Below are 24807 nucleotides of genomic sequence, written 5' to 3' on the forward strand. Positions count from 1 at the left end.
GGTGACGAGCGTCGGACGCTCCGATGTCTCATTCTAGGCGGAAAACGTGGCGTGTCACAAATGCGGGGTACACCGACGAATCACCATAAGAAGGCATTGCGCATGGCTGTGGTGCGGGCGCGCGGCGACGCTATCCGAGTTGGTGCGGGGTAGTTTGACGAGATCCGTGGTACGGCACGCATCTAATATCTTCAGGCGTTTCCAAGCGGTTGATTAGAAGAGAGAAAAAAGGCTCGGGAAACGGCGCATGAAAACCGGCATACAACTTGCGGTACACCACGCATCTTTCCACTCGGCCAGGCGCACAGTACATGTCACCAGTTCTGCTCAAAGGGGGGCGCGTCATCGACCCAGCCCAGAAGATCGACGCCACGCTCGACGTTCTGGTGGTCAACGGCGTCATCGCCGCAATCGGCGCCGATGCCGCGACTCAGGCGCGGCAGGCGCAACACGTCGATTGCAGCGGCAAGTTGGTGCTGCCCGGTCTCATCGATACGCACGGCCACATCTATCAGTACGTGACGGGCCGCTTCGGCCTGAATGCGGATCAGTGCGGCGTGCAGTCGGGCGTCACGACGATCGTCGATCAGGGCGGTCCGAGCTGCATCACGATTCCCGGCTTTCGTCATTACGTGGCGGAGCGCTCGGCCACGCGCGTGCTCGCGTTCATTTCCGCCTATCTGGTCGGCGGGCTCGAAGGTCACTACTATCCGGACCTGTATCGCCCGGACTGTCTCGATGCCGACGCGACCATCAAGTCCATCAAGGCCAATCCCGATCTGGTGAAGGGCATCAAGGCTCATGCGGAAATCGGCGGCTTCGCGCGCTGGGGCCTCGACGTGATGAAGATCGCCGCGCAGATCGGTCGTGGCGCGCAACTGCCTTTGTACATCCACTTCGGCCAGTTGTGGCCGAAGCCGCAGAGCGGCGCACTGCCGGTGCAGCCGGATTCCATCTTCAATCAGGTGGTCGAGACGCTCAAGCCCGGCGACATCCTCGCGCATCCGTTCAGCCGTCATCCTGGCGGCTTCGTCGAAGAGAACGGGCAACTGCATCCGCTCGTGCATGAAGCGGTCGCGCGCGGCCTGAAGATCGACGTCGGCCACGGCTCGCACTTCAGCTTCAGGACGGCGCGCATCGTGCTCGATGCGGGCGTCGTGCCCGACACGCTCGGCGCGGACATGCACGGCTACAACACCCATGTGCCCGCGCCCGCCGGTACGCCCGACAGTCATCCGGACGAGGAGCATTCGTTCCTCGGCCGCACGCAGTTCAGCCTCGTGAGCGCGATGACCAGCATGCTCGCGCTCGGCCTGCCGCTCGATCACGTCGTCGCGATGGCGACCTGCAACGCCGCGAAGATGGTCGGCATGGAGCACGAGATCGGCACCCTCGAGGTGGGACGCCGCGCGGACATCAGCGTGCTCGACGACCGTCGCGGGCGCTGGGTGCTGGAGGACAACGAAGGCACGCAGCTCATCACCGATCGCATGCTGTCGCCGCTGTTCTGCCTGCGCGACGGCGTGCGCCACGACGCCGTCTCACCGACCCTGCCGCTCGCGCGCGCCGCCTGAGAACACGAGGTTCACACGATGATCAAACGTCCAGACCAACAGGGCGGCGGCGAGCGCCCGCAAGGCATCGGCGCGTCGCTCACGCGTAAGGAAGACGAACGCTTCATGCGCGGGCGCGGCGAGTACGTGCCCAACATCCGCATGGTCGGTATGGTCGATGTGGCGTTCGTGCGCAGCCCGATCGCGCATGGTCATATCGTCGGCATCGACAAGCCGGCAGGCTTCGAACACGCGATCTACACGCTCGCCGACATGGAAGGCGTCAAGCCCATCGTCGCGAATTCGGGTCTGCCGGGCTTTAAATGTTCCGAGCAGCCGGTGCTGGCGAGCGGCAAGGTGCGGCAGGTCGGCGAGACCATCGCGATGTGCGTGGCCGCGACCCGCGCGCAGGCCGAGGACCTCGCCGCGCAGGTGTTCGTCGATTTCGAGGAACTGCCGGCCGTGGTCGACATGCTCGACGCGCGCCGCGACGACTCCGCGCTCGTGCACGAACCCTGGGGCGACAACGTGTTCCTCGAAACGTTCGTCGATGCGAATCCCGCTGTCGATCTCGACGCGATCCGCCGCGACGCGCCGATCCGCGTGCAGCGCAGACTGCGCACCGCGCGCCAGAGCATGGCGCCGATGGAAGGGCGCGGCTGCGTCGCGCACTGGGACCGGCGATTGTCGCAACTGATCCTGCACACGTCCGCGCAGATGCCGCACATCACGCGAACGGGGCTTGCGGAATGTCTCGGTCTGGATGAAGGACAAGTGCGCGTGATCGCGCCCGACGTCGGCGGCGGCTTCGGCTACAAGGGCATTCTGCTGCCCGAGGAAGTCTGCTGCGGCTGGCTCGCGATGCAGCTCGAAAAGCCGGTGCGCTGGATCGAGGATCGCCGCGAACAGCTCACGGCGAATGCGAACTGCCGCGAGCACGATTACGACATCACCGGCTACGCGGATCGCGACGGCCGCCTGCTCGCGGTCGAATGCGAGGCGCATGTCGATTCGGGCGCATATTCGTCGTATCCGTTTTCGGCGTGCCTGGAAGCGGCGCAGATCGGCAGCATCCTGCCGGGGCCGTACAAGATGGAGCGCTTCCGGTGCCGCACGTGGTCGGTCGCCACCAACAAGCCGCCGATCCTGCCGTATCGCGGCGTGGCGCGCACGGGCGTGTGCTACGCGATCGAAACCATCATGGATGCGATCGCGCTCGAAGCGGGCCTCGAGCCATACGAGGTGCGCCTGCGCAATCTCGTCGAGCCGCACGAGATGCCCTACGACAACATCACGAACAAGCACTTCGACAGCGGCGACTATCCCGAGGCGGTGCGCCGCGCGATGGCGGCCATCGACCTGCCCGCGGTGCGCGCGCGGCAGCGGCGCGGCGAGCCGGACGGCAGGCGCATCGGCTTCGGCATGGCGGTGTTCTGCGAGCAGGGCGCGCACGGCACGTCGGTGTATCACGGCTGGGGCATTCCGATGGTGCCGGGCTACGAACCGGTGGTGATCCGCCTCACGCCCGACGGCGTGCTGGAAGTGCGCGCGGGCGTGCATTCGCACGGACAGAGCATGGAGACGACGCTCGCGCAGATCGCGCACGAGGTGCTCGGCATCGACACCGACCGCGTACGCATCGTGCTCGGCGACACCGGCGTCACGCCGTACTCGACGGGCACGTGGGGGTCGCGCTCGATCGTGATGGCGGGTGGCGCGGTGGGCCGCGCAGCGAAGGAACTGAAGGAGCGGCTGATGAAGATCGGCGCGCATCTGCTCGGCGAAGCCCCGAGCGAGGTGCGCTGGGAGAACGGCGCGGTGGTCGGCAGCGAGGCGTCGCGCAGCCTGCGGGAGATCGCGCGGAGCTGGTATCTCGCGCCGCAACTGCTGCCGCCCGACGTCGATCCGCGCGGCCTCGAAGTGTCGACGTCCTATCAGGCGAAGCGCGATTCGGGCACCTTCAGCTACGCGTGCCACGCGGTGGTCGTCGCGGTCGATCCGGCGCTCGGCAAAACGGAGATTCTCGATTACGCAATCGTCGAAGACGGCGGCGTGCTGATCAATCCGATGGTCGTCGATGGGCAGGTGTACGGCGGCGCGGCGCAGGGCATCGGCACCGCGCTATACGAGGCAATGCCGTATAGCGAGGACGGCCAGCCGCTCGCCTCGACGCTCGCCGACTACCTGCTGCCCGGCGCGACCGAAGTGCCCGCGATTCGCATCGAACACATGGAAACGCCCGCGCCGTATACGGAGTTCGGGCAGAAGGGCATCGGCGAGAGCGGGGCCATCGGTCCGCCCGCCGCCCTCGCCAACGCAGTCAACGATGCGCTGCGCGGACTCGGCGTGCGCATCGACCAGTTGCCGATCACACCACGCCTGATCGTCGAAGCGCTCGCGCAGCAGCGCGAACGCCAGGCCCACGCGATGAAAGGAATGCCTGCATGAAAGCCGCGACCTACGATTATGCAAAGCCGCTCGCCTGCGACGAGGCGATCGCGCTGATCGGCCCGACCGCAGGCATGGGCAAGTTCGTGTCCGGCAGCCAGTCGCTCGGACCGATGATGAACCTGCGCCTCGCGCAACCGGAAATGCTCGTCGATCTGCGCGGCATCGCCGCGCTGCGGGCGTGCGGTAGCGACGGCGCGACGGTCACGCTCGGCGCGTGCATCACGCATGCGGAGATCGAGGATGGCAAGATCGAGACTGGCACGCGCGGACTGATGGAATACGTGGCGCGCGGTATCGCGTATCGCGCGGTGCGCAATCGCGGCACGCTGGGCGGTAGTCTCGCCCACGCCGATCCCGCCGCCGACTGGATCAACACGATGCGCGCGCTCGATGCGCAGTTTCTCGTCACGGGAGCGGGCGGCGCACGCGTAATCGCCGGGGCCGACTGGATGGCCGGCGCATTCACGACCGCACTCGAAGCCGACGAGATTTTGACCGGCGTGCGGTTCGCGCGTCTTTCGCCGACCGCACGCTGGAGCTACTACAAGTTCAACCGCAAGCCGGGCGAGTTCGCGGAAGCGATCGCCGTGTTCGTCGACGATGCGGCGCGCGGCGTGTGCCGTGCGGTGATCGGCGCGATCGACGCGCCGCCCTACGCAATCGACGATGCCCGCGAGCTGCTTGGCGACGTCGATCCGCAAACCGCGTGCTTCGATGCGCATCTGCAGGCGGCGGGCCTCGAAGCGGGAAGCTACGAACATGAAGTGCATCGCGTCGCGCTCGTGCGCGCGGCGGCGGGCATTCGCAACCAGGACCACGCATCATGAGCGACGCATTCATCAAGACGATCGAACTCGTCGTCAACCGGGCGCCGGTCGCGGACCGCGTCGAGCCGCGCACGAGCCTCGCCGATTTCCTGCGCGAGCAGCGCATGCTGTGCGGCACCAACATCGGCTGCGAGCAGGGCGTATGCGGCGCGTGCACGATCGACGTGGACGGCGTGCCGACGCGTTCGTGCATCACGCCGGCAATCAGTTGCGCGGGGAGCGCGGTGCGCACCATCGAAGGATTCGACGACGACGCCACCATGAACGAGTTGCGCGCGGCCTTCAGCGCCGAACACGCGCTGCAATGCGGCTATTGCACGCCGGGCATGCTGATGACCGCGCGCGACATCGTCATGCGCCTGCCCGATGCCGACGACGCGCGCGTGCGCCTCGAACTGTCCGGCAACCTGTGCCGCTGCACCGGCTACGTGGGTATCGTCCGCGCGATCCGCCGCGTGCTCGATGCGCGTCGCGCCCGCGCGGCGGCCCCGCTTGCGGCCGTCGCCGTGACCGCCTGAAACTCCTCTACGGACTCGTACGCAATGGAAATCGAACAAAGCTTCACCGTCCCCTACCCGCGCGATGCCGTGTGGGCGCGCTTTCACGACACGTCGGAGATCGTCGCGTGCCTGCCCGGCGCGTCGCTGACGGCGCCGGTCGACAACGGCATGCTCAAGCTGGCGATGACCGTCAAGCTCGGGCCGATAGTCGCGTCGTTCGCGGGCGACGGCGAGATGAAGCTCGACGACGCGCAGTATCGCGGCAGCATCACCGGGACGGGCGTGGACCGCAAGAGTTCGTCGCGCGTGAAGGGCGTGGCCGCATTCGCGCTCGAAGCCACGGCGGCGAGCCAAACGCGTGTCGACGTGAAGGTCGACTACACGATCGGCGGCAGCCTCGCGCAGTTTTCGCGCGGCGGCATCGTGAAGGAACTGGCGACGCGCATGACCGAAGCGTTCGCGGAAAATCTCAAGGCGAAACTCGACGCCGCCGGCGCGGCATCGAACAGCGCGCAGGCGCAGGCCGCGGCGATGGCCGTTGCTCAGGAAGCCGAAGGGTCCGCCGCGCCTGTTGCGCCTGCCGCGCAAACCCGTGTCGAAGCGCGTCCGGCTGCGCGCGCGCCATCGGCGAATGGGGCGAGTGCGTCGAACGCGGCGAACGCAACGAATGCGCCGCTCGACGTCGGCAATCTGTTCTGGAAGATGCTGTGGTCGCGCCTGCGCGGACTGTTCAGCTTCGCGGCCCGCTGACCATGCGCGCCGACGATGCCAACGCACGCGCGTTGAGCCGCGTGCACGCGGTGCGCCCGCAATGGCCCACGGTCGTAGCGGCGCGCGACGCGCTCGGTCTGCCGGACTTCACGCTGTTGCATGCGGGGCCGCGCTTCGACGATCCGCGCGAGCCGTCCCCGTCGGTGCGCTCGTCGGCGATCCTGTGCTGTCTGTACGAGGGCTGGGCGAAGGACGAAGCGCACGCCGAACGGCTGATCGCGCAAGGCGACGTGCGGCTCGAATCCGCGCAGTCGTACGGCGTGGTGACGCCGCTCGCGGCGGTGATCTCGCCGCGCACGACGCTCGTCGAAGTGAACGACGCCAACGATCCGGCCGCGCGCGCGTGGTCCTTGCTGGGTAGCGGCGCGGGTCCGCAGATTCGCTTCGGCGGCCGCGATCCGCGCATCCTCGAGCGCATGAAGTGGCGCGACGAAGTGCTCGCCCCCGCGCTCGATGCCGCGCTCGCTCGCGGCCCGCTCGATCTGCTCGCGCTGGCGCAGACCGGCCTCGCTGACGGTGACGACCTGCACGCTCGCACCACGGCCGCCACCACCGCCCTGCGCGCGCTGCTTGCTCCGCGCCTGGCCGGTGCATCCACCGGGATCGACGCGATGCTCGGCGAGACGCCGCTCTTCTTCCTCACGCTGTGGATGGCCGCGTGCGCGCTGATGCTTGCGGCGGCGGCGCGCGCGGGCGAGGCTTCGTCGACGCTGGTGGTGGCGTTGGCAGGCAACGGTGAGCGCGTCGGCATCCGGCTGGCGGGCGCGCCTTCGCGCTGGATCACCGCCCGTGCGCGCGCACCGCAAGGACCGCGCATCGATCCGCAACAGCGGGCGCAGGCCGCGCCGCTGACCGGCGACAGCGGTGTCGTCGACGCGGCCGGTTTCGGCGCGCAGGCGCTCGCGTTCGCGCCGGAGCCTGCGCAGGCGTTCGCCGCATTCTTGCCCGACGGCTGGCGCGAGCGGCAGGCGCGCATTCACACGGAGCCGCATCCCGCGTTCGCGCGGCTGCCCGGCGTGCTCGATGCCGCTCGCGTCGAGCGCGAAGGCATCGCGCCGCTCGCCGCGATCGCGATGATCGGCGGCGACGGCCGCGCGGGCCTGCTCGGACGCGGCCTTTATGTCGCGCCGCCCGAACTCTTTGCGCGTGCGCTGAAAAACCTGGCCGACGACGCCGCCGCCCATGTCAGCAGGATCAATCCGTCATGACGCAAAGCGATCTTCTGCAAGCGGGTCTGCACGGCGCATTCGTCGCCGACGGCTTCGATTCGCTGCCGCCTGGCGCGCTGCCCCCGCGCACCGGCGCGCGGCTCGCGACGCTGCGCGTCGCGGTGAAGGACGTGTTCGATATCGCCGGATTGCGCACCGGCGCCGGCAATCCGGTCTGGCGCGATCAGCAGCCGGTCGCCGCACGCACCGCGCTCGCCGTTCGCGCGCTGCTCGAAGAAGGCGCGCAATGGATCGGCAAGACCGTCACCGATGAACTCACCTACAGCCTCGCCGGCGTCAACGCGCACTACGGCACGCCGGTCAATCCTGCGGATCCGGCGCGCATTCCGGGCGGATCGTCTTCCGGGTCGGTGGTGGCGGTGGCCGCGGGGGATGCGGACATCGCGCTCGGCACCGATTGCGGTGGCTCCGTGCGCCTGCCCGCGAGCTATTGCGGCGTGTGGGGCATGCGGCCGACGCACGGCCGCATCGCGACGGACGGATGTCTCACGCTCGCGCACAGCTTCGACACGGTCGGCTGGTTCGCGCGCGATCCGCACACGCTCGCGCTCGTGTTCGAGGTGCTGGCGCAAAGCGTGGTCGCATCGGATCACGATGGCTTCGCTATTCACGTGCCGCGCAACCTGCTCGCCTGCGCCGATGCGCCCGTCGCGACGCGCTTCGAGGCAGCGCTTGGGGCGCTCCGCGAGCGCGTGAGCTTCGTCGCGCCGCAGGCATCGCTCGCGGACTGGGCGCAGGCGTTCCGCGTATTGCAGGCAGCGGAAATCGCCCAGCGGTACGGACCGTGGGCGCGCGAGCACGCTGCCAGCTTCGGTGCGGACGTCGGCGCGCGCTTCGCGATGAGCCTGAGCATCACGCGCGAGCAGATCGCGCAGGCGCAGCGGGTTCGCATCGAAGCGATTCGCGCGATGGCCGAAGCCTCGCCGCAAGGCGTCTACTGGGTCGTTCCGACCGTGCCCGGCGGCGCGCCCCGCGCCGATGCATCGGCGCAAACGGTCGATTACACGCGCGCGCGTGCGCAGCAGATGCTGTGCGTCGCGGGTCTGGCCGGCCTGCCGCAAGTGAGCATGCCGTGGACGGTGATCGATGGCGCGCCGGTCGGCGTGTCCGTGATCGGCGCGCGTGGCGCGGACGAAGCGGTGCTGCGCGTCGCGCGCGCGGTGCACGAAGCCATGCGGTAAGCGTCCGCGCGGGCGCGAGCCGTTGCCGGACGAGCAAGCGTCTTCCAATCGAAGCACACTCAAAGGAACGTCCATGACGAAGCATCTGACCGAAGCGCAGGTCGCGCACTTCAAGCAGCATGGCTATGTCTATCCGATGCGCGCAATCGACGCGCGGGAGGCGGCGGAGTATCGCCGCATCATCGAACGGTACGAGGCGTCCTCCGGCGAGGATGTGAACAGGACGCTGAAGATCAAAGGTCATCTGGCCTTGCCGGCGATCGTCGAGCTGGGCCGTCATCCGGCCATTCTCGATGCGGTCGAGGATCTCATCGGGCCCGACATCATGCTGTTTGGCGCGTCGATCTTCGCGAAGAACGGCCGCGATCCTCGCTATGTGTCGTGGCATCAGGACTCGACCTATTTCGGGCTGACGCCGCACGAGGAAGTGACCGTGTGGGTCGCGCTGACGCCGGCCAATTCGGTCAACGGCGTGCTGCGCGTGCTGCCCGGCTCGCATAGCGGGCCGGACCTGAAGCATGTCGAGACTTACGCGAAGGACAACATGCTCGCCAAGGGCCAGACGCTCGTCGGCATCGACGAAAATCTTGCGGTCGAGATGCCGCTTCAGCCGGGCGAATTCTCGATGCATCACGAGCGCACCGCGCACAGCTCGCTGCCGAATCGCTCGGACGACCGGCGTATCGGCTTCGCGTTCTTCTATGTGCCGGCGCATGTGCGATCGGTCACGGGCCGCCGTCGCGCGACGCTCGTGCGCGGCGTCGACCGGTTCGGTCACTGGGATGCCGACACCTTGCCCGAATACGACTGCGATCCGCGCTCGATGAGCGAACTGGCGCAAACCTGGGGCAAATATAAGGATGGCGAAGTGAAGCAAGCCGCGGACATGGTCGCGCCGCGGTGAATCCGCTCGCCCGTCGCGCGCCTGCGCGCCGCGACGAGCCTGAACGTCACGCGTGTCCGGACGATGCGCTCCAGCCGTCGGCCGCCTGATGCGGCGAGCGGAAGCGCGCGAGAAACTGCTGCGCGCGCGGCGTCTGCGGTGCGCCGAAGAACTGCTCGGGCGGCGCGCTCTCGATCACCTGTCCCGCGTCCATGAACACGACGCGGCTCGCCACCTGGCGGGCGAATTCCATCTCGTGCGTGACGATCACCATGGTCGCGCCTTCCTGCGCGAGCGAGCGCATCACGTTCAGCACTTCACCGACGAGCATCGGGTCGAGCGCGCTGGTGGGTTCGTCGAAGAGCAGGATGTCGGGCTTCATCGCCAGCGCCCGCGCGATGCCCACGCGCTGTTTCTGTCCGCCCGACAGGCGCGACGGATAAGCGTCCATCTTGGCCGCGAGGCCGACGCGTTCGAGCAGGCGGGCGGCTTCCGTGCGCGCTTCGTCGCGCGGACGTCCGAGCACGTGCAGCGGCGCTTCCATCACGTTCTGCAGCACCGTCAGATGCGGCCACAGCGCGAAATGCTGAAACACCATGCCGATACGTGCGCGCGAACGCGCCAGTTCGGCATCGTTCATTTTGATCGACGAGCCTTCGCGCACGCCCATGCGCCGGCCCGATACGTGAACGGTGCCGGCGTCGGGAATCTCCAGCCAGTTCACGCAGCGCAGCAGCGTGGACTTGCCGCAACCCGACGGTCCCAGCAGACACACCGTCTCGCCCTTGTGCACGGTGAGCGAGACATCGCGCAGCACGTGGTTCTCGCCGAACGACTTCGAAATGCCGTTCAGTTGCAGGACGGTCTGCGCCGGCGTGCTCGCCGCGCCGCTCGCCGGTGCGGACGATCCTTCGGTCGCGCGCATGATGGTGAGCGGGACGTCGTTCGAAATATTCATGCTCTGCGTTCCTCGGCAAATCTGGACATTAGTCCGCTGCCGCCTTCGATCACGAGGCAGATGGCCCAGTACAGGAGCACGGCCGTGATGAACGCGGCGAACGGGATGAAATAGGTGGCCTGAATGCCGTTCATCTGATGCGTCAGCTCGCCGACCGCGATCACCGTGAGAAACGCGCTGTCCTTCACGATTTGCACGAGCTGATTGCCGATCATCGGCAACGCGACGGTGAACACTTGCGGCAGGATGATGCGGCGAACCAGGCCGAAGCCGTGAAACCCGTAGGCGCGCGCCGCTTCGATCATCGGCACGGGCAGGCCGGCCCACGCGCCGCGCAGCAGTTCGGCCATGTAGGCGGTGTTGTAGAGAATGAGCGCGATGGCGCCCGCCCACCAGTTCGACAGGCGGATGCCGGCGCTCGGCAGCCCGAAATAGATCAGATAGACGAACAGCAGGAACGGCGCGCAGCGCATCGCATCGACATAGAGCATGCCGAGCCGAGCGATGACCGGGCGCTTCGACATCAACGCGGGTGCGAGCAGCGCGCCGAGCACGAGCGACGCGATGGCGGCGACCGCGAGCAGCCCGAGCGTGTCGAGCAAACCCGAGAGCACGTCCGCGCGCTGCTGCCAGACGATCAGAAAATGTTCCGTCATGCGCGGGCCTCCACGGGCTGGCGACGCTCGATCACGCGCTGCGCCCGGATCAGCACGAACACGATGAGTCCGTACAGCACCAGCGCGAACACGAAGGGCGGCAGCGGATCGTAGGTGCGCGCGCCCACCCGCAAGGCCGCGCGCGTGATTTCGACGATGCCGATGACCGCGACGGCGGGCGTCGATTTGATCTGCAAGGTCATCTCGTTGACGAGACCCGGCAGGCTCGCGCGCCAGATCTGCGGCAACACGATGCGCCGGAAGCGCAGGCTGCGCGACATCGCGAAGGCGAGCGCGGCGTCGTACTGATCGCGCGGAAAGTTGATCAGCGCGGCACGCCAGATCTCGCAGTTGAACGCAGCGGTGCTGATGGTGAGTGCGAGGATCGCGGCAGGCGTCGGGTCCAGCGAAATGCCGAACTGCGGTAGCGCGAAGAAAATCAGCAGCGTCAGCGTCACGGCGGGGCACGAGCGAATCAGGCTCACGTAAGCGAGCACGATGCGGTTGAGATAGGGCACGCGCGCCCAGCGGATCAGCGCCAGGCCGAGCCCCAGCGGCACGCCGAGCACGATGCTGGCGACCGAGAGAAGCACGGTCGCCAGCGCGCCCTGTGCGATGCTCCAATAATCGAAGGCGTTCATCGATGCGGGCTCGTATAGGCGTGAAGCTCAGTTGACCGACTGCGGCATGTCTTTGTAGCTCGCGCCGAGCCACTTCTGCTGAAGTTGGTACATCTCGCCGCTCTTTCGCAGTTCGAGCAGCGCGGCATCGACCATCTTCAGCACGTCGGTGTTGCCCTTCTTCACGGCCCACGCGATATAGGTCGGCTTGCCGATCGCCTGGCCGACGACGAACACGTCCGGCCGCGTCTTCACGAGCGAGTTCAGGCTGATCTGCGTGTTGGCGACGGCATCGACGCGGCCCAGCCCGAGATCCTGATAAGCCTCCGGATACGACTGATATTCGACGATCTGCTTGAGACCGTTGCCGCCGTGCTTCTTCTTCAGTTCCTCGTTGAACAGCTTGAGGTCCGCCAGCATCGCGCTGCCCGTTTCCGCGCCCACGACCTTGCCGACCAGGTCGTCAGTGCTCCTGATCGGCGAACCCTTTTTGGTCGCGTACATCGTGACGGCCTCGCAGGTCGGCGACGCGAAATCGAAGTTCTTCTTGCGCTCTTCGGTGACGAGCACCGCGCTCAATGCCATGTCGTACTTGCCCGTCGTGACGCCGGGAAGAATGCCGGACCACGGCATCACCTGTTGTTTGACATCGACGCCGAGCTTCTTGCGCATCAACGCGAGCAATTCGTTGTCGTAGCCCGTGTTCTTGCCGTTCTCGACGAATTCGAACGGGTTGTAGTCGTCCTCGGTCGCGACGCTCAGATAGCCGCGCGCCTTGATTTCTTCCGCGCCCGCTGCATGAGCCGCCTGGCTCAGGCCGAAGGCCGCGACGAGCATGAGCGCGCACGAACGAAGGAGCGTGACGGTGGTGCGCTGTTTCGACTGACCAGCATCGCGACGGGTAAGACGGACTGACATGAGAAGCCCCTTCTGTGGTTACGATCGTGCACTGGAGTCGTTGCATGCGCGGTCGCTGGTTGACGATCGTCGAATCGGCGATTCGTTTGGGTACTGACGAAATCGAGAGGAGAGCATGCAAGGGGTATGCCAACGATCCTGCGCGGCGCAAGCCCCGCGGCAGCCACGCGGGACGTGGCACGCCGCGCGTCATGCGCAAATGCGTGGTGCACCACAGATGCGGTGTGAGCTTCGTGTCCGTGCATGAGCGCACCGAGTTGCAACATGGGCGTCAGCAAGCCGTGACCTGTTGATCGACGCGCAAATGCGCGCTCGATTCCGGGCTTCGGAATAACGTCCGGCTAGCAATGCGATGTATGCTGACGATCGTCCCGTATGGAAAGCAGATGGAACGCACAGCACATGGATGCTTCACCGACCTCCGGCAACGCCGAAGCCACTGAAACGGACTCGCGGCCCGCATGGCGCGACACGGCGCTCAGTCAACGCCCCGGCTTTCTGATCCGCCGGCTGCATCAAATCCACGTCGCGCTGTTCATGGAAGAGTGCGCGGCGGAGGGGATCACTCCCGTGCAATACAGCATTCTTACGGCGCTCGAACAACTGGGGCCTTCCGAGCAGGTCGCGCTATCGCGCGCGGTGGGACTGGATCGCGCGAATACGGCGGATGTCATCTCGCGGCTGGCGCAGCGGCGCTTCGTGCACAGCCGTGTATCGCGCACGGACCGGCGCAAGAAAGTCGCCGAGCTGACGGGCGTAGGGCATGCGCTGCTCGCGCGGCTGGAGTCGCCGGTGGCGCGCGCGCACGAAAGGACCATCGCGGCGCTGCCGGCGCAAGAACGAGAGACGTTTCTCCGGCAACTGCTGCTGCTGGTCGAAACCAACAACGAACTCAGCCGCACGCCCATCGTTCGCCTGAGCGATGACTGAGTTCGTGTGACGAGCCGAAGCAAGCCGCGGACAGCGTGGATCTCGAAGTTAGCAATAGATGCGTGCGACGGATCGGGGAGGGGATCGCGTCGTGCTTGTGACGGTTGCGAAGACGGGGGGCTCGTCGCCGCGTCCCGGGGCCTGCTAATCCTTCAACGCAGCCCGCACGTGCTGCCGGAAATGCTCCGGGGAGCCTGGCGCATGGGCGTTGAGCAGCGCGAGTTTGACCAGAAACAGTTGCGCTTCGTCTGCACCGCGGGGGTTTTGTACGTTTTGTTCTCCGTGTACGTTGTGAGCGTACTGGTGTCGAAAAACGTACAAAAGAGAGGTGCCGTGAGACGCCGGTGCTGGCGGCTCATGGGAAAAGGCGTTAGGCGCAGGCTAAGAGAGTGCCGAGAAGCAGGCCGGCGGCCCATCCGGCCAGAATGAGGACAGGCAAGCGAGGCGCATGACACGGCGGCGTTCCGGTTACGCGGAGACGGCGTTATTCACGGGTGCACGGAGAAAAGCTGCGGCGCGCACCGTCTTGATAGACGGTTGCATCGGCCCATCCGGCCGATGCAACCCGTCTGTTGCTCAGCAACGACTTACTGCGGCCGGCCGTGGCGCTCACGGACGGTCAGCTTGTTCTTCACCGAGCGCACGCCGCGCACCGAGCGCGCGGCATCGCCGGCGCGCTTGATCTGCGAATGCTGCGGGACGGTGCCGGTCAGCGTGACGGCGCCGTGATGCACGTTGACGTGGATCGCCGCGAAATTCAGGCCCGGCGTACGTGTGAAGGTCTGGCGGATGTCGCGCAGCAGCGCGCTGTCCGAACGGTGGTTGTTGCGGTTGCTATTACTGTTGCTGTTATGCGGGCCGGCCGCGACGGCCGGCGCAGGAGGCGGGGGCTGCATCGATGCATCGTTCGGCGTACCGCCCGTCTGTGCGTTCGCATAGGTCGCGCCAGTCGCGATCGCTACCGCGAACATCGCGCCGATGATTTTGCTCGCGCCGTTTGTTTTCATTCTCACTCCTTTGCCGATTTGTCAGGAACTGCCGTTCGAGCCGCATGAGGCCAGCGGGAAAAAGGCGGCGCATGGCGCTGCCGCCTCGCGACGAGTGTTCGACCGCCGGCCACGATTATATGACGCGATCACGGCGCGGATGGGACGGTCGCGGGCAGGTCCGCGTGCTGCGGCGGTTGCGTTCGAAAGCGTCGATACGTGGTTTACGGCGGCCCCGCGAGGTGCTTGCCGATGGGTTTGCGACCTGCTTGCGATGTGCCGAAGCGAGGCATCTCAAGCAGCGGAGAAGCCGATAGGTGAGAAGATTCGGGAGCCCGCGAGGTGAGTTCGTGCGTACCTGTGCGCGCACTTCAATCGCAAAGGTGAGGAGTTTCGGGAGCTGTCGGCGAAACTCGTATCGGATTCCCAGGTTTCATGCCGTTCGTTGCTATTTGCTGGATGCGTCGTATCGATGCAAGTGGCCGGTTCGATATGCGATGCGGCGACGCTGGCGGCTGGTGGGTGATGGCCGGCGTGCTAAAGGTGAGGGTTTTCGGGACCCGCTGACGCCGGCAATCTTCGCAACTAACCGCCTATTACCGATCGGCGCTTGAGATGTCGCCCACCACCAGATCCAACGCCCACGGCCCTTCGCGCGGCGGCGCGCACTTCGCTGCCGGTTTGCTCAAAGGGGAGGAGATTCGGGAGTTGCCGGGCGCGAATCGGCCTGATGCGATGTTGGCGAACGCGGATAAGCAGCACGTTCGAAAGCACGCGCGCACGCATTCGTTGTGCCGGCTGCGCAACGTAAGTCATTGAATGTCCAGGCGATCCGCCGCATTTCGAGGCCACTAGCGAGCCCGCAAATGCATGCTTTTACTCAAAGGTGAGGCTTTTCGGGAGCTATGCGAAGACTGCGTGAGAACCGCACGAGAATAGCGTGGGACCTGCGGCCATGACGCAGAAAAGACCCGCGAAACCGCCGCTTTGCCCCGCCGCGTACCCCAAAGGTGAGCATTTTCAGGAGCCACAGCAAGCGCATTTCACGCCAATCCGCCGCCGCTCCGTATCAAAGGTGAGGATTTTCGGGAGCATCGAACGCGCCCCCGGAACGCCGGCTCAGGCCGCTTTCGCGATCTCGCGGATATCCGCGACCGGGGTATTGCCGAACGCATCGCTCAGCGCGTACTCGACCAGCGCGGCCGCGCATTGCTCCGGCGACGTCAGCTGACCGTTGCGCTTCAGGTCTTCGAAGCGCTGGCGCATCGGGAACTGATCTTCGCCGCTGCCGCGAATCTGCGCCTGCATGTCGGTATCGATCACGCCCGGCGCGAGACTGCAGATCCGCAACGCGCGATTCGCGTCGAGCGCGACCGCGCGTGCGTGATGGTCGAGCGCGGCCTTCGTTGCGCAGTAGATGCTCCAGCCCGGATACGCATTGCGCGCCGCGCCGCTAGAGATATGGACGATGCGCCGGTCGGTCGCGTCGACCGCGGCGGCGGCGAGCGCGCTCGCGAGCATCAGCGGTGTCGCGACGTTCAGGCTCACCGCGTCGGCGATGTTCGCCGGGTCCTGACCTTCGATCGGGCCGATCGGCTGCACCATCCCCGCGTTGTTGATCAGCAGCACGGTTTGCGCGCCGCGCACGAAGTGGCGCAGTGCGTCGGTCGCGAGCCATTGCGCGACGCGCGCGGGCTCGGCCAGTTGCAGTTCGATTTCTTCCAGCTGCGCCGGATAGCGCGTCTTCAGCTCGGCATGCCGCGAGCGCGACAGCCCCAGCACCGTGACGTTGCGCGCGAGCAGTTGTTCGGCGAGTGCCGCGCCGATGCCGCGCGTGTGGCCGGTGACGATCGCGCGAGTCGGAGATGAGGAGGTCATGGCGGTCCTTGTGTGGGGTTGGCTTCGGAGACCGCCGATTTTCGCACTTTTCGCCCGCTGCAATCAGAGCGAGCGGGAGCGGTCGCGATACTGCAGCGGCGTTACGCCAAGCCGTTTCGTGAACGCGATTATCATCGCGAGAATGTCTGCACGATGATTCTTGCCTCGGCCGGGCGGGATTGAGGGGTGGGGACAGCAAATTGCGCGTCAGGCCCAATTGCACGATAATGCATTGCAAATGCGATGCAAGGAGTGTCAGATGAAAACCGCCAATTTCCCGTCGGTACGTGTCGAGCCCGAGTTGCGGGCCGCGGCCGAAGACGTGTTGCAGGATGGCGAAAGCCTTTCGAACTTCGTGGAACAGGCTATTCGCGACAACATTGCACGGCGCTTGAACCAGCGCGAGTTTGTCGCGCGAGGCCTCGCGTCGCGGGCAGAGGCGAAAGAGAGTGGCGATTACGTCGAGGCCGACGACGTGCTCGCAGCCCTGCAGGTGCGACTTGACGAGGCGAAAGCGCGGGCTCGGGCGAAGCAGAAGCGATGACGTATCGGGTTCGCTTCACCCATGCCGCCACCGCGGACCTCAACCGCCTGTACGACTTCATCATCGAACGCGACGACACGGACTTGCCGCTGGCCGAACGCGCGCTACAAGCTATTCGTGATGGGATCGCAACGCTTCGCACGTCGCCGTTTACCTGCCGTAAGGCCGAGCAAAACACGCCGTTCCTGCGGGAACTGTTGATACCGTTTGGCCACACGGGCTACGTCGCGTTGTTTGAAATCGAGAGCAATCAGACTGTAACCGTGCTGGCTGTGCGCCATCAGCTAGAGGATGATTACCACTGACCAACCTCCGGGCCCCCCATGGTCATCAAAAACCTCCTCCGCAAACTCGACCTCACCACGCTGCAACTCTTCCTCGCGGTCTTCGAGGAAGGCACGCTCACGCGTGCCGCCGAGCGTGAGGCGATCGCGGTCTCGGCCGCCAGCAAGCGGTTGCTCGAACTCGAGCAGGCGGTCGGCGCGTCGCTGTTCCAGCGCAACGCGCGCGGGATGACGCTGACGCCGGCCGGCGAAACGCTGCTGCATCACGCGCGCCGGGTGCTGCGCGATATCGAGAACATCGGTATCGAACTGGCCGGCCATGCGAGCGGCGTGCTCGGCTATGTGCGGATGATGGCCAATCTGTCGGCGATCGTCGAATTCCTGCCCGAAGATTTGCGCGCGTTCCAGGCGCGCCACGAGCGCGTGAAAGTCGATCTGGAAGAGCGCCCGAGCGGCGGCGTCGTCAAGGCAATCGACGAAAGCCTCGCCGATCTGGGCATCTGTTCGGCCGACGCCGACACGCGCGATCTGCACGTCGAGCACTATCGGCGCGATTCGCTGGTCATCGTGATGCGCGACGATCATCCGCTCGCGGCGCGCAAAAGCATCGGCTTCGCGGAGACGCTCGACGGCGACCACGTCGGTCTGCATTCCGCGAGTTCGATCAACGCGCGTAGCCATCTCGCCGCGCGCCAGGCCGGCAAGCCGCTGCGGCTGCGCATTCACGTGCCGGGTTTCGACGCGGTGTGCCGGATGGTGCAGGCCGGCATGGGCGTCGGCGTGCTGCCGGATAAGGTGTGTCAGCTGATGGGCCGTCCGCTTGGGCTCATCGGCGTGCCGCTCGAAGACGATTGGGCCGAGCGCAGTCTGGTGCTGGTGGTGCGCGATGTCGATGCGCTGTCGCCGGTGAGCCGGTTGCTGTTCGATCATCTGCGCACGGTCGAGGCGCGGGAAACGTCCGCCGCTGAGCGTTCGCCGTTCGCGAACGGTCGTTGACGAATTGCGGTTGGACGCGAGCGCCGCACCGCTTCTAAGCTGTCTCCAACACGAAACCAGTCCGGAGACAGCAACATGGGTGGACCCCTTCAGGGTATTCGCGTCGTCGAGATCGGAACCCTCATCGCCGCGCCGTTCGCCGCGCGCCTGATGGCCGAGTTCGGCGCCGACGTGATCAAGATCGAAGCGCCCGTCACCGGCGACCCGCTGCGCAAATGGCGCAAGCTCCACGAAGGCACGTCGCTGTGGTGGTACCTGCAATCGCGCAACAAGAAATCGGTCTGCGTGAATCTGAAATCGCCCGATGGGGTCGAGGTCGTCAAGCGCCTCGTCGCCGACGCCGATGTCGTGATCGAAAATCTGCGCCCCGGCGCGCTCGAAAAACTCGGTCTCGGCTGGGACGTGCTGCATGCGCTGAATCCGAAACTGACAATGGTGCGCATCTCCGGCTACGGCCAGTCCGGTCCGTATCGCGACCGGCCGGGCTTCGGCGCGATCGGCGAAGCGATGGGCGGGATCCGCTACACGACTGGCGAAGCGGACGGGGCGCCGGCGCGCGTCGGCGTGAGTCTCGGCGATTCGCTCGCGTCGCTGCACGGCGTGATCGGCGCGCTGATGTCGCTGCTGCGCGTGAAGACCGGCCAGGGCGACGGCCAGGTGGTCGACGTATCGCTGGTCGAGAGCGTGTTCAATCTGATGGAAACCCTCGTGCCGGAATACGACCTGCTCGGCCACGTGCGCGAGCGCAGCGGCGGCGCGCTGCCGGGCATCGCGCCGTCGAACACATACCGCACCGAAGACGATGGCTACGTGGTGATCGCCGGCAATAGCGATCCGATCTTCAAACGGCTGATGCAGGTGATCGGCCGCCCCGACCTCGCCGACGATCCCGCGCTCGCGCACAACGACGGCCGCGTGAAGCAGGTAGCGATGCTCGATCAGGCGATCAGCGCATGGACCTCGCATCACTCGACCGACGACGTGCTGGCCGCGCTCGAACGCGCGGAAGTGCCGGCGGGGCGCATCTATTCGGTCGCCGATATCGTCGCCGATCCGCACTACCAGGCGCGCGAGATGTTGCTGCCCGCGCAATTGCCGGGCGGCGCGTCGGTGAAGATGCCGGGCATCGCGCCGAAGCTGTCGGACACGCCGGGCGAAGTGCGCTGGCAAGGGCCGGCGCTCGGCGAGCACACCGGCAGCGTGCTCGGCGAACTGGGTTTCGCGGACGATGAGATCGAGCGGCTGCGCCGCGAAGGAGCCGTGCAATGAACGCCGCCGCATCGCAAGCCCTACATGACGACCGCCTGATCGTGCAGGAAGTCGCGCCGCGCGATGGTTTGCAGATCGAACCGACGTGGGTCGACACGCCCGACAAGATCGCGCTGATCGATGCGCTATCCACCTGCGGTTTCTCGCGCATCGAAGCGGGCTCGTTCGTGTCGCCGAAAGCGATCCCGGCGCTGCGCGACGGCGAGGCCGTGTTCCAGCAGATCGAGCGGCACGCGGGCGTGATCTACGTGGCGCTGGTGCCGAATCTGAAGGGCGCCGAGCGCGCGTTGTCGGCGCGCGCCGACGAACTGAACCTCGTGATGTCCGCGAGTCAGACCCACAACCGCGCGAACATGCGGATGAGTTGCGAGTCGTCGCTGGCGGCGTTCGACGACATCGTGCGTCACGTGCAGGGCTCGGGCGTGCTGCTCAACGCGACGGTGGCGACCGCGTTCGGCTGCCCGTTCGAAGGCCGCATCGACGAGGACCGGGTGGTCGGTATCGTCGATACGTATCGCGAGATGGGCATCGCAGGCATCACGCTCGCCGACACGACCGGCATGGCGAACCCGCGCCAGGTCGCGCGGCTCGTCGCGCGCGTGCTCGAACGGCTGCCGGCCGCGGCGCTCACGCTGCACTTTCACAACACGCGCGGCCTCGGTCTGGCCAACGTGCTCGCCGCCTACGAAGCCGGCGCGCGCCGCTTCGACGCGGCGCTCGGCGGTCTCGGCGGCTGCCCGTTCGCGCCGGGCGCGTCGGGCAACATCTGCACCGAAGACCTCGTCAATCTGTGCGACGAAATGGGCATCCCGACCGGCATCGATCTGCCGAAGCTGCTGACGTTGTCGCGCGGTCTGCCCGCGTTGCTGGGCCACGACGTACCGGGACAACTCGCGAAGGCGGGCCGCAATTGTGACCTACATCCGGTGCCCGACTACGTGCTGCAAATGCAGGCGTCAGCCGCATAAAAGCACGCAACAACCCCCTGACCGCAATCCTCGTTCAACCGATCAAACGACCGGACGGCACCGCCGAATCCGGCATTGGAGACAAGCATGAGTGACCTGGGCGTAATGGCGGGCGACCGCCGCGAACTCGGCGCGGACGATGCGATCGCCGTGATCCGCAAAGTCGCGTGGCGACTCATGCCGCTGATCATGATCTGCTATCTGTTTGCGTTCTTCGACCGCATCAACATCAGCTTCGCGAAGTTCCAGCTGCAAAGCGATCTGGGCCTGTCCGACACCGCGTATGGCCTCGGCGCGAGTCTGTTCGTGATCGGCTACGTGTTGTTCGAAGTCCCAAGCAATCTGTTCCTCTACAAGGTCGGCGCGCGGCGCTGGATCGCGCGGATCATGATTTCGTGGGGCCTCGCGACCGCGGCGATGGTGTTCGTCAGCAACGAATGGCAGTTCTACGGACTGCGCTTCGTGATCGGCGCGATGGAAGCGGGCTTCGCGCCCGGCGTGCTGTACTACCTGACGCTGTGGTTTCCGAACGCGTATCGCGGACGCATCACGTCGATGCTGTTTCTTGCGTCGGCGTTTTCGGGGCTGGTCGGCGCGCCGCTGGCGGGACTCGTGATCGGCCATATGGACGGCGTGCTCGGCATGCCCGGCTGGCACTGGTTGTTCCTGCTCGGCGGCCTGCCGTGCGTCGTGCTCGGCCTGCTGGTGCTGAAGCTGTTGAAGGACCGCATCGAGGATGCGGGCTGGCTGTCGCCGGCCGAGAAAACCTTGCTGTCCCAGCAGATCGCGCAGCAGAGCCGGCCGCCGCAGACCGGGCACTCGCTGGCGGGCGCGTTGCGCACGCCGGGCTTTCTGGTGCTGTGTCTCGTGTACTTCCTGATCCAGGTCGCGTCGTATGGACTGAACTTCTGGGCGCCGCATCTGATTCACGTGGCCGGCACCAGGAATCCGACCGTGGTCGGTCTGCTGACCGCTGTGCCGTACGTATGCGGCGCGATTGCGATGGTGGTGGTCGGGCGGCTGTCGGACGCGAGCGGCGAGCGGCGCAAGTTCGTGTTCGGGTTGCTGTTGATGTCGGCGCTCGGCTTCTTCGCGGCCGGCTACTTCGACAAGCAGACCACGCTGCTGGTGGTCGCGCTCGCGGTGATGGGCGCCGGCGTGGTCGCATCGATTCCGGCGTTCTGGGCGCTGCCGCCGAAGCTGCTGAGCGGCGCGGGCGCGGCCGGCGGGATCGCGCTGATCAATACGCTCGGGCAACTGGGCGGGATCGTCAGCCCGGTGATGGTGGGCCGCGTGAAGGATCTGACCGGCAGCACGACGCCGGCGCTGTATGTGATCGGCGCGATGAGTCTGCTGTGTGCGCTGATCGTGTTGTACGGGTTGCCGGAGTCGCTGCGCCGCCGCGAGACCGCGCGTTGATGTTGCGGCGGGCGGCGCGGGGGGTGGTCTGTCCCCTACGCCATGCCGCGCGATGCCATTCCTCGCCGTGCCGCTGCCCGCTGCTGCACCCGCGCACGATAGGCCTGTCGCATCAAGCACTTGGCGGGCCTATGAGCAGGTTGTCCACAAGCTTGTGCCCAAATTTTGTGGACAACTGGACGCGTGGACGTGGCGAGTAGTACGGCGTCCTTGCGAATTGCCGGTCGCGGCTATCACGGACTCCGTAGCGACCGGCGCTGCCTACGCCTGCGCCGCGAGTCGATAAATCTCTCGCATCAAGCACTTAGGGTCGCTGTGAGAAAGTTGTCCACAGGCTTGCCAACATTTTAGGTGGACAAGTTTCGCGGTCGGTTCGCAACTCAGCGGTCCTGAGCATCGCACTTCGACGTCACGCTCGCGTGCGTTTTTTCCACCCGCATCCGCGCGCGGCGCAATGCTGCCCAAGTCTGCGCCGGCGACAATAAATGCCGGTGCATCAAGCACTTAAGTGGGCTGTGCGAAGGTTGTCCACAGGCTTGCGAACATTTTGCGTGGACAACTCTCCCGACCTTCGGCGTACCTAATGATCAGGACGTCGAACTCGAAGTCTTCCTGACTACGAACATGATGCCGGCGGTCTTGTCGGTCTTCGAGGTCGCGCCGTAGAACGTCGACGCGGTTGAATCGTAGAGTCCATGCCGGTCATCGCGATGCCGTTGTACGCGCAGGTGGTCGCCGCGAACGTGATGCTCAGATCGTACGCGTTGTTGGTCGCATGCGTGGCGACCGTGCCCGAGAAGAAGCAGCCGCTCGCGCTTTCGCCGGTCACGGTGCCGGCCGGCAGGATGATCAGCGAGAGGTCTTCGGTGCCGCCGGCGGTGGTGCCCACGGTGCCGGAATATATGCCGGCGACGGTGGTCAGCGATGGCGCGGCGGCCGACAGCGTGCTGTCGTAAGTCGATGCAAACGTAGTCGATGCGCTGCCGCTGTTGTGCGTGATGGTCCCCGACATCGACGCATACGTCGAATAACTGGCCGACAGCGTGCTGGCCGCAACTCAGGTGCTCAGGCCGGTCGTCGTGACCTGGTAGTCGTAGGCACTTGCCGTCGCAAAGCTGCCGCCCGAACCGCTGCCCTTACCGGTCACTACGCCGCCGACGGCGTTCGTGGTCGTCGTTGTCGTCGCAGCAGTGCTCGACGCAGCGGTCGACGAAACGGTGCTCGTGCTCGGCACGCCGCTAGAAGTCGTAGAACGTGCCGTCGTTGAGCACCATCGAGACGAAGGTCCGGGAATCGCCGGTCGTCCCTTTGAAGATGCCGACGAAACTATCGGGCGCGGCCGCCGCAGCGTTATCGCCGCTGCCGCCGCGACCGCAGCGCGCCAGGATTGATGTCAATGCGAAGCAGAGGACGACTCGTTTGTTCATGTGCTCAGCTGATAGGTCCGGGAAAATTTCGGCAAATCGTAGCTTGGTGTTGCCGAAGACCATCCTCTAATAAAAAACGAGTCTTGCTTTGTGCTTCTGCGATTGAACCGGCGCGTTCTACGCATCGGCGTCATTTCGCTATCCGTATGATTTCGGTTCTTTACGCGCCACACTGGAAGCGGCCGTAATGATGTATATGCGATGCCCGTACCGGTTGTCGCCGTTCGTCAACATCGCGCGTGTCGAATAAAGAACGAGCCTCATGCTCTCGCATGAGGCTCGCCAAATCGGCGCGCGACGATCGAAAGAGGAGTCGCAATCTCTCGCCCGCGCCGTGGCCTGGCAACTAGGCCCACCTGGACTGGATCGTAGCCGGAGTTACTTCGTGCCGACGGTTTGCAGCGCCGCCCACTTGCCATTCGTGACCTTGTACACCGTCACGCCACCGTATTTCAGATCGCCGCGATCGTCGTACGCGAGCTCATTGGTCGTCACGCCTTTCATCTGCGTCGCCTTCAGCACCGGCAAATACTTGTGCGGATCCACCGAGTCGGCTTTTTTCATCGCGTTGAGCACGGCCATTGTGCCGTCATACGCGTACGGCGAATACAGCTCGACTTCGTTGCCAAAGCGCTTTTTGTAGCGCTCCACATAGGACTTGCCGCCCGGCATCTTGTCGAGCGGACTGCCGCCCGAAGAGGCGAGCGCGCCTTCGGCCGCCGGGCCGGCGATCTTCAACAGCTCCTCCGAGTGGATCATGTCCGGTCCGATCAGCGTGCCCTTGACCGCCAGCGTGCGCATCTGTTTGAGAAACGGCGCCGCCTGCGTATCGGCGCCGCCGTAGAAGATCGCATCCGCGTCCGACTGCTTGATATGCGTGAGGATCGCGCGGAAGTCGACGGCTTTGTCGTTCGTGAACTCCTGCGCGACGATCGTGCCGCCGGCTGCCTTGACGGCCTTCGCGAATTCTTCCGCAACCCCCTGGCCATATGCGGTACGGTCGTCGACGATCGCGAAACGCTTGAACTTCAGGTCCTTGACCGCGTACTCGCCGAGCACGCCGCCTTGTTGCGAATCGGACGTGACCAGACGGAAGGTGGTCGGAAGCCCTTGTGCGGTGTAGGCCGGCGCGGTGGCAGTCGCGAGTTCGGGAATGCCGGCCTTCGCGTAGATCGGCGCCGCCGGAATGCTGGTGCCCGAGTTGAAATGGCCGATCACCGCGGCGACGCCGTCGTCGACGAGCTTCTGCGCCACAGTCGTGCCGGTGCGCGGATCGGCCTGGTCGTCGGCCGCGTCGAGCACGAAGTGCACCGGCTTGCCGCCGATCACCGGTTTGGTCGCGTTGAAATCCTCGATCGCCAGCGTCACGCCGCTCTTGAAGTCCGCTCCGTAGTGAGCCTGACCGCCGGTCAGCGGTGCGGCGAAGCCGATCTTAACGTCCTGAGCCTGCTGCGCGGACGCATTCGCGCCGGTCAATCCAATCACCGCTGCACTCGTGGCCAACGCGATCTCTTTGATGCCCATGTTCATTTTTCGATGCTCCTCTTCTTGTGAAATGG

The 24807-nt window shown here is 65.8% G+C and carries 25 protein-coding genes; 16 read left to right on the forward strand and 9 right to left on the reverse strand.

What is annotated here, in order from left to right:
* The first annotated feature begins 311 nt into the window (after nt 1-311).
* The 8 genes from LJ656_RS14465 to LJ656_RS14500 all read left to right on the forward strand — a co-directional run bounded on the left by LJ656_RS14465 (nt 312) and on the right by LJ656_RS14500 (nt 9416).
* Nucleotides 312-1574, forward strand: coding sequence for an amidohydrolase/deacetylase family metallohydrolase (locus tag LJ656_RS14465; protein WP_230510090.1), 1263 nt, complete (start codon nt 312-314; stop codon nt 1572-1574).
* Between the two features lie 18 nt (nt 1575-1592).
* Nucleotides 1593-4001 carry a xanthine dehydrogenase family protein molybdopterin-binding subunit gene (locus tag LJ656_RS14470; RefSeq protein WP_230510091.1) on the forward strand — a complete coding sequence of 803 codons (2409 nt, stop codon included), beginning with the start codon at nt 1593-1595 and terminating at the stop codon, nt 3999-4001.
* Nucleotides 3998-4831 carry an FAD binding domain-containing protein gene (locus LJ656_RS14475; protein WP_230510092.1) on the forward strand — a complete coding sequence of 278 codons (834 nt, stop codon included), beginning with the start codon at nt 3998-4000 and terminating at the stop codon, nt 4829-4831. Before LJ656_RS14470 ends, LJ656_RS14475 begins: the two co-directional genes overlap by 4 nt.
* On the forward strand, nt 4828-5349 hold the full coding sequence (locus LJ656_RS14480) for a (2Fe-2S)-binding protein (protein WP_230510093.1): 522 nt from the start codon (nt 4828-4830) through the stop codon (nt 5347-5349). Before LJ656_RS14475 ends, LJ656_RS14480 begins: the two co-directional genes overlap by 4 nt.
* Before the next feature lie 24 nt (nt 5350-5373).
* Nucleotides 5374-6081 (forward strand): SRPBCC family protein, encoded by a 708-nt coding sequence (locus tag LJ656_RS14485; protein ID WP_230510094.1) that lies wholly within the window; start codon nt 5374-5376, stop codon nt 6079-6081.
* Between the two features lie 2 nt (nt 6082-6083).
* Nucleotides 6084-7310 carry an oxamate carbamoyltransferase subunit AllG family protein gene (locus tag LJ656_RS14490; protein ID WP_230510095.1) on the forward strand — a complete coding sequence of 409 codons (1227 nt, stop codon included), beginning with the start codon at nt 6084-6086 and terminating at the stop codon, nt 7308-7310.
* Complete coding sequence (locus LJ656_RS14495) at nt 7307-8512, forward strand: amidase (protein WP_230510096.1); 1206 nt, start codon at nt 7307-7309, stop codon at nt 8510-8512. The genes LJ656_RS14490 and LJ656_RS14495 overlap by 4 nt, the downstream gene beginning before the upstream one ends.
* Before the next feature lie 73 nt (nt 8513-8585).
* Nucleotides 8586-9416: a phytanoyl-CoA dioxygenase family protein gene (locus LJ656_RS14500; RefSeq protein WP_230510097.1), complete on the forward strand. Its 831-nt coding sequence runs from the start codon at nt 8586-8588 to the stop codon at nt 9414-9416.
* A gap of 46 nt (nt 9417-9462) precedes the next feature.
* On the opposite strand, the gene LJ656_RS14505 is transcribed toward LJ656_RS14500, so the two are convergent.
* Genes LJ656_RS14505 through LJ656_RS14520 form a run of 4 tightly spaced genes read right to left on the reverse strand, consistent with a single transcriptional unit; the run spans nt 9463 to nt 12547 of the window.
* Nucleotides 9463-10353 carry an amino acid ABC transporter ATP-binding protein gene (locus tag LJ656_RS14505; protein WP_230510098.1) on the reverse strand — a complete coding sequence of 297 codons (891 nt, stop codon included), beginning with the start codon at nt 10351-10353 and terminating at the stop codon, nt 9463-9465.
* Nucleotides 10350-11009, reverse strand: a complete 660-nt coding sequence (locus tag LJ656_RS14510) for an amino acid ABC transporter permease (RefSeq protein WP_230510099.1) — start codon at nt 11007-11009, stop codon at nt 10350-10352. Before LJ656_RS14510 ends, LJ656_RS14505 begins: the two co-directional genes overlap by 4 nt.
* Nucleotides 11006-11650, reverse strand: a complete 645-nt coding sequence (locus LJ656_RS14515) for an amino acid ABC transporter permease (RefSeq protein ID WP_230510100.1) — start codon at nt 11648-11650, stop codon at nt 11006-11008. The genes LJ656_RS14510 and LJ656_RS14515 overlap by 4 nt, the downstream gene beginning before the upstream one ends.
* Before the next feature lie 27 nt (nt 11651-11677).
* Entirely contained in the window at nt 11678-12547 is an 870-nt protein-coding gene (locus LJ656_RS14520) for a transporter substrate-binding domain-containing protein (protein ID WP_230510101.1), read from the reverse strand.
* Between the two features lie 402 nt (nt 12548-12949).
* Between LJ656_RS14520 and LJ656_RS14525 the strand changes: the two genes are divergently transcribed.
* The gene (locus tag LJ656_RS14525) at nt 12950-13477 is read left to right on the forward strand and encodes a MarR family winged helix-turn-helix transcriptional regulator (RefSeq protein WP_230510102.1); all 528 of its coding nucleotides are present in this window, start codon (nt 12950-12952) and stop codon (nt 13475-13477) included.
* Between the two features lie 587 nt (nt 13478-14064).
* Here LJ656_RS14525 and LJ656_RS14530 read toward each other — a convergent pair.
* Both LJ656_RS14530 and LJ656_RS14535 read right to left on the reverse strand, forming a co-directional pair.
* Entirely contained in the window at nt 14065-14484 is a 420-nt protein-coding gene (locus LJ656_RS14530) for a BON domain-containing protein (protein ID WP_230510103.1), read from the reverse strand.
* Nucleotides 14485-15582: 1098 nt separating this feature from the next.
* Nucleotides 15583-16341 carry an SDR family oxidoreductase gene (locus LJ656_RS14535; protein WP_230510104.1) on the reverse strand — a complete coding sequence of 253 codons (759 nt, stop codon included), beginning with the start codon at nt 16339-16341 and terminating at the stop codon, nt 15583-15585.
* Between the two features lie 259 nt (nt 16342-16600).
* On the opposite strand from LJ656_RS14535, the gene LJ656_RS14540 reads away from it, so the two are divergent.
* The 7 genes from LJ656_RS14540 to LJ656_RS14570 all read left to right on the forward strand — a co-directional run bounded on the left by LJ656_RS14540 (nt 16601) and on the right by LJ656_RS14570 (nt 22777).
* Nucleotides 16601-16885: a YlcI/YnfO family protein gene (locus tag LJ656_RS14540; RefSeq protein ID WP_230510105.1), complete on the forward strand. Its 285-nt coding sequence runs from the start codon at nt 16601-16603 to the stop codon at nt 16883-16885.
* Nucleotides 16882-17190, forward strand: a complete 309-nt coding sequence (locus LJ656_RS14545; protein ID WP_230510106.1) for a type II toxin-antitoxin system RelE/ParE family toxin — start codon at nt 16882-16884, stop codon at nt 17188-17190. Before LJ656_RS14540 ends, LJ656_RS14545 begins: the two co-directional genes overlap by 4 nt.
* 18 nt (nt 17191-17208) lie before the next feature.
* Complete coding sequence (locus LJ656_RS14550; protein ID WP_230510107.1) at nt 17209-18165, forward strand: LysR family transcriptional regulator; 957 nt, start codon at nt 17209-17211, stop codon at nt 18163-18165.
* Between the two features lie 75 nt (nt 18166-18240).
* Nucleotides 18241-19434, forward strand: a complete 1194-nt coding sequence (locus LJ656_RS14555; protein WP_230510108.1) for a CaiB/BaiF CoA transferase family protein — start codon at nt 18241-18243, stop codon at nt 19432-19434.
* Entirely contained in the window at nt 19431-20402 is a 972-nt protein-coding gene (locus LJ656_RS14560) for a hydroxymethylglutaryl-CoA lyase (RefSeq protein ID WP_230510109.1), read from the forward strand. Before LJ656_RS14555 ends, LJ656_RS14560 begins: the two co-directional genes overlap by 4 nt.
* A gap of 87 nt (nt 20403-20489) precedes the next feature.
* Entirely contained in the window at nt 20490-21821 is a 1332-nt protein-coding gene (locus LJ656_RS14565; protein WP_230510110.1) for an MFS transporter, read from the forward strand.
* A gap of 695 nt (nt 21822-22516) precedes the next feature.
* Nucleotides 22517-22777, forward strand: coding sequence for a hypothetical protein (locus tag LJ656_RS14570; protein ID WP_230510111.1), 261 nt, complete (start codon nt 22517-22519; stop codon nt 22775-22777).
* 101 nt (nt 22778-22878) lie between these two features.
* Here the strand turns inward: LJ656_RS14570 and LJ656_RS14575 are convergent, their stop codons facing one another.
* The 3 genes from LJ656_RS14575 to LJ656_RS14585 form a co-directional block, all read right to left on the reverse strand.
* Entirely contained in the window at nt 22879-23055 is a 177-nt protein-coding gene (locus tag LJ656_RS14575; protein ID WP_230510112.1) for a hypothetical protein, read from the reverse strand.
* A 4-nt stretch (nt 23056-23059) separates the two neighbouring features.
* Nucleotides 23060-23248 (reverse strand): hypothetical protein, encoded by a 189-nt coding sequence (locus LJ656_RS14580; protein WP_230510113.1) that lies wholly within the window; start codon nt 23246-23248, stop codon nt 23060-23062.
* 378 nt (nt 23249-23626) lie between these two features.
* Nucleotides 23627-24778 (reverse strand): branched-chain amino acid ABC transporter substrate-binding protein, encoded by a 1152-nt coding sequence (locus LJ656_RS14585; RefSeq protein WP_230510114.1) that lies wholly within the window; start codon nt 24776-24778, stop codon nt 23627-23629.
* Nucleotides 24779-24807 lie beyond the last annotated feature (29 nt).

It is taken from the genome of Paraburkholderia sejongensis, assembly GCF_020880815.1.
GTDB lineage: Bacteria > Pseudomonadota > Gammaproteobacteria > Burkholderiales > Burkholderiaceae > Paraburkholderia > Paraburkholderia sejongensis.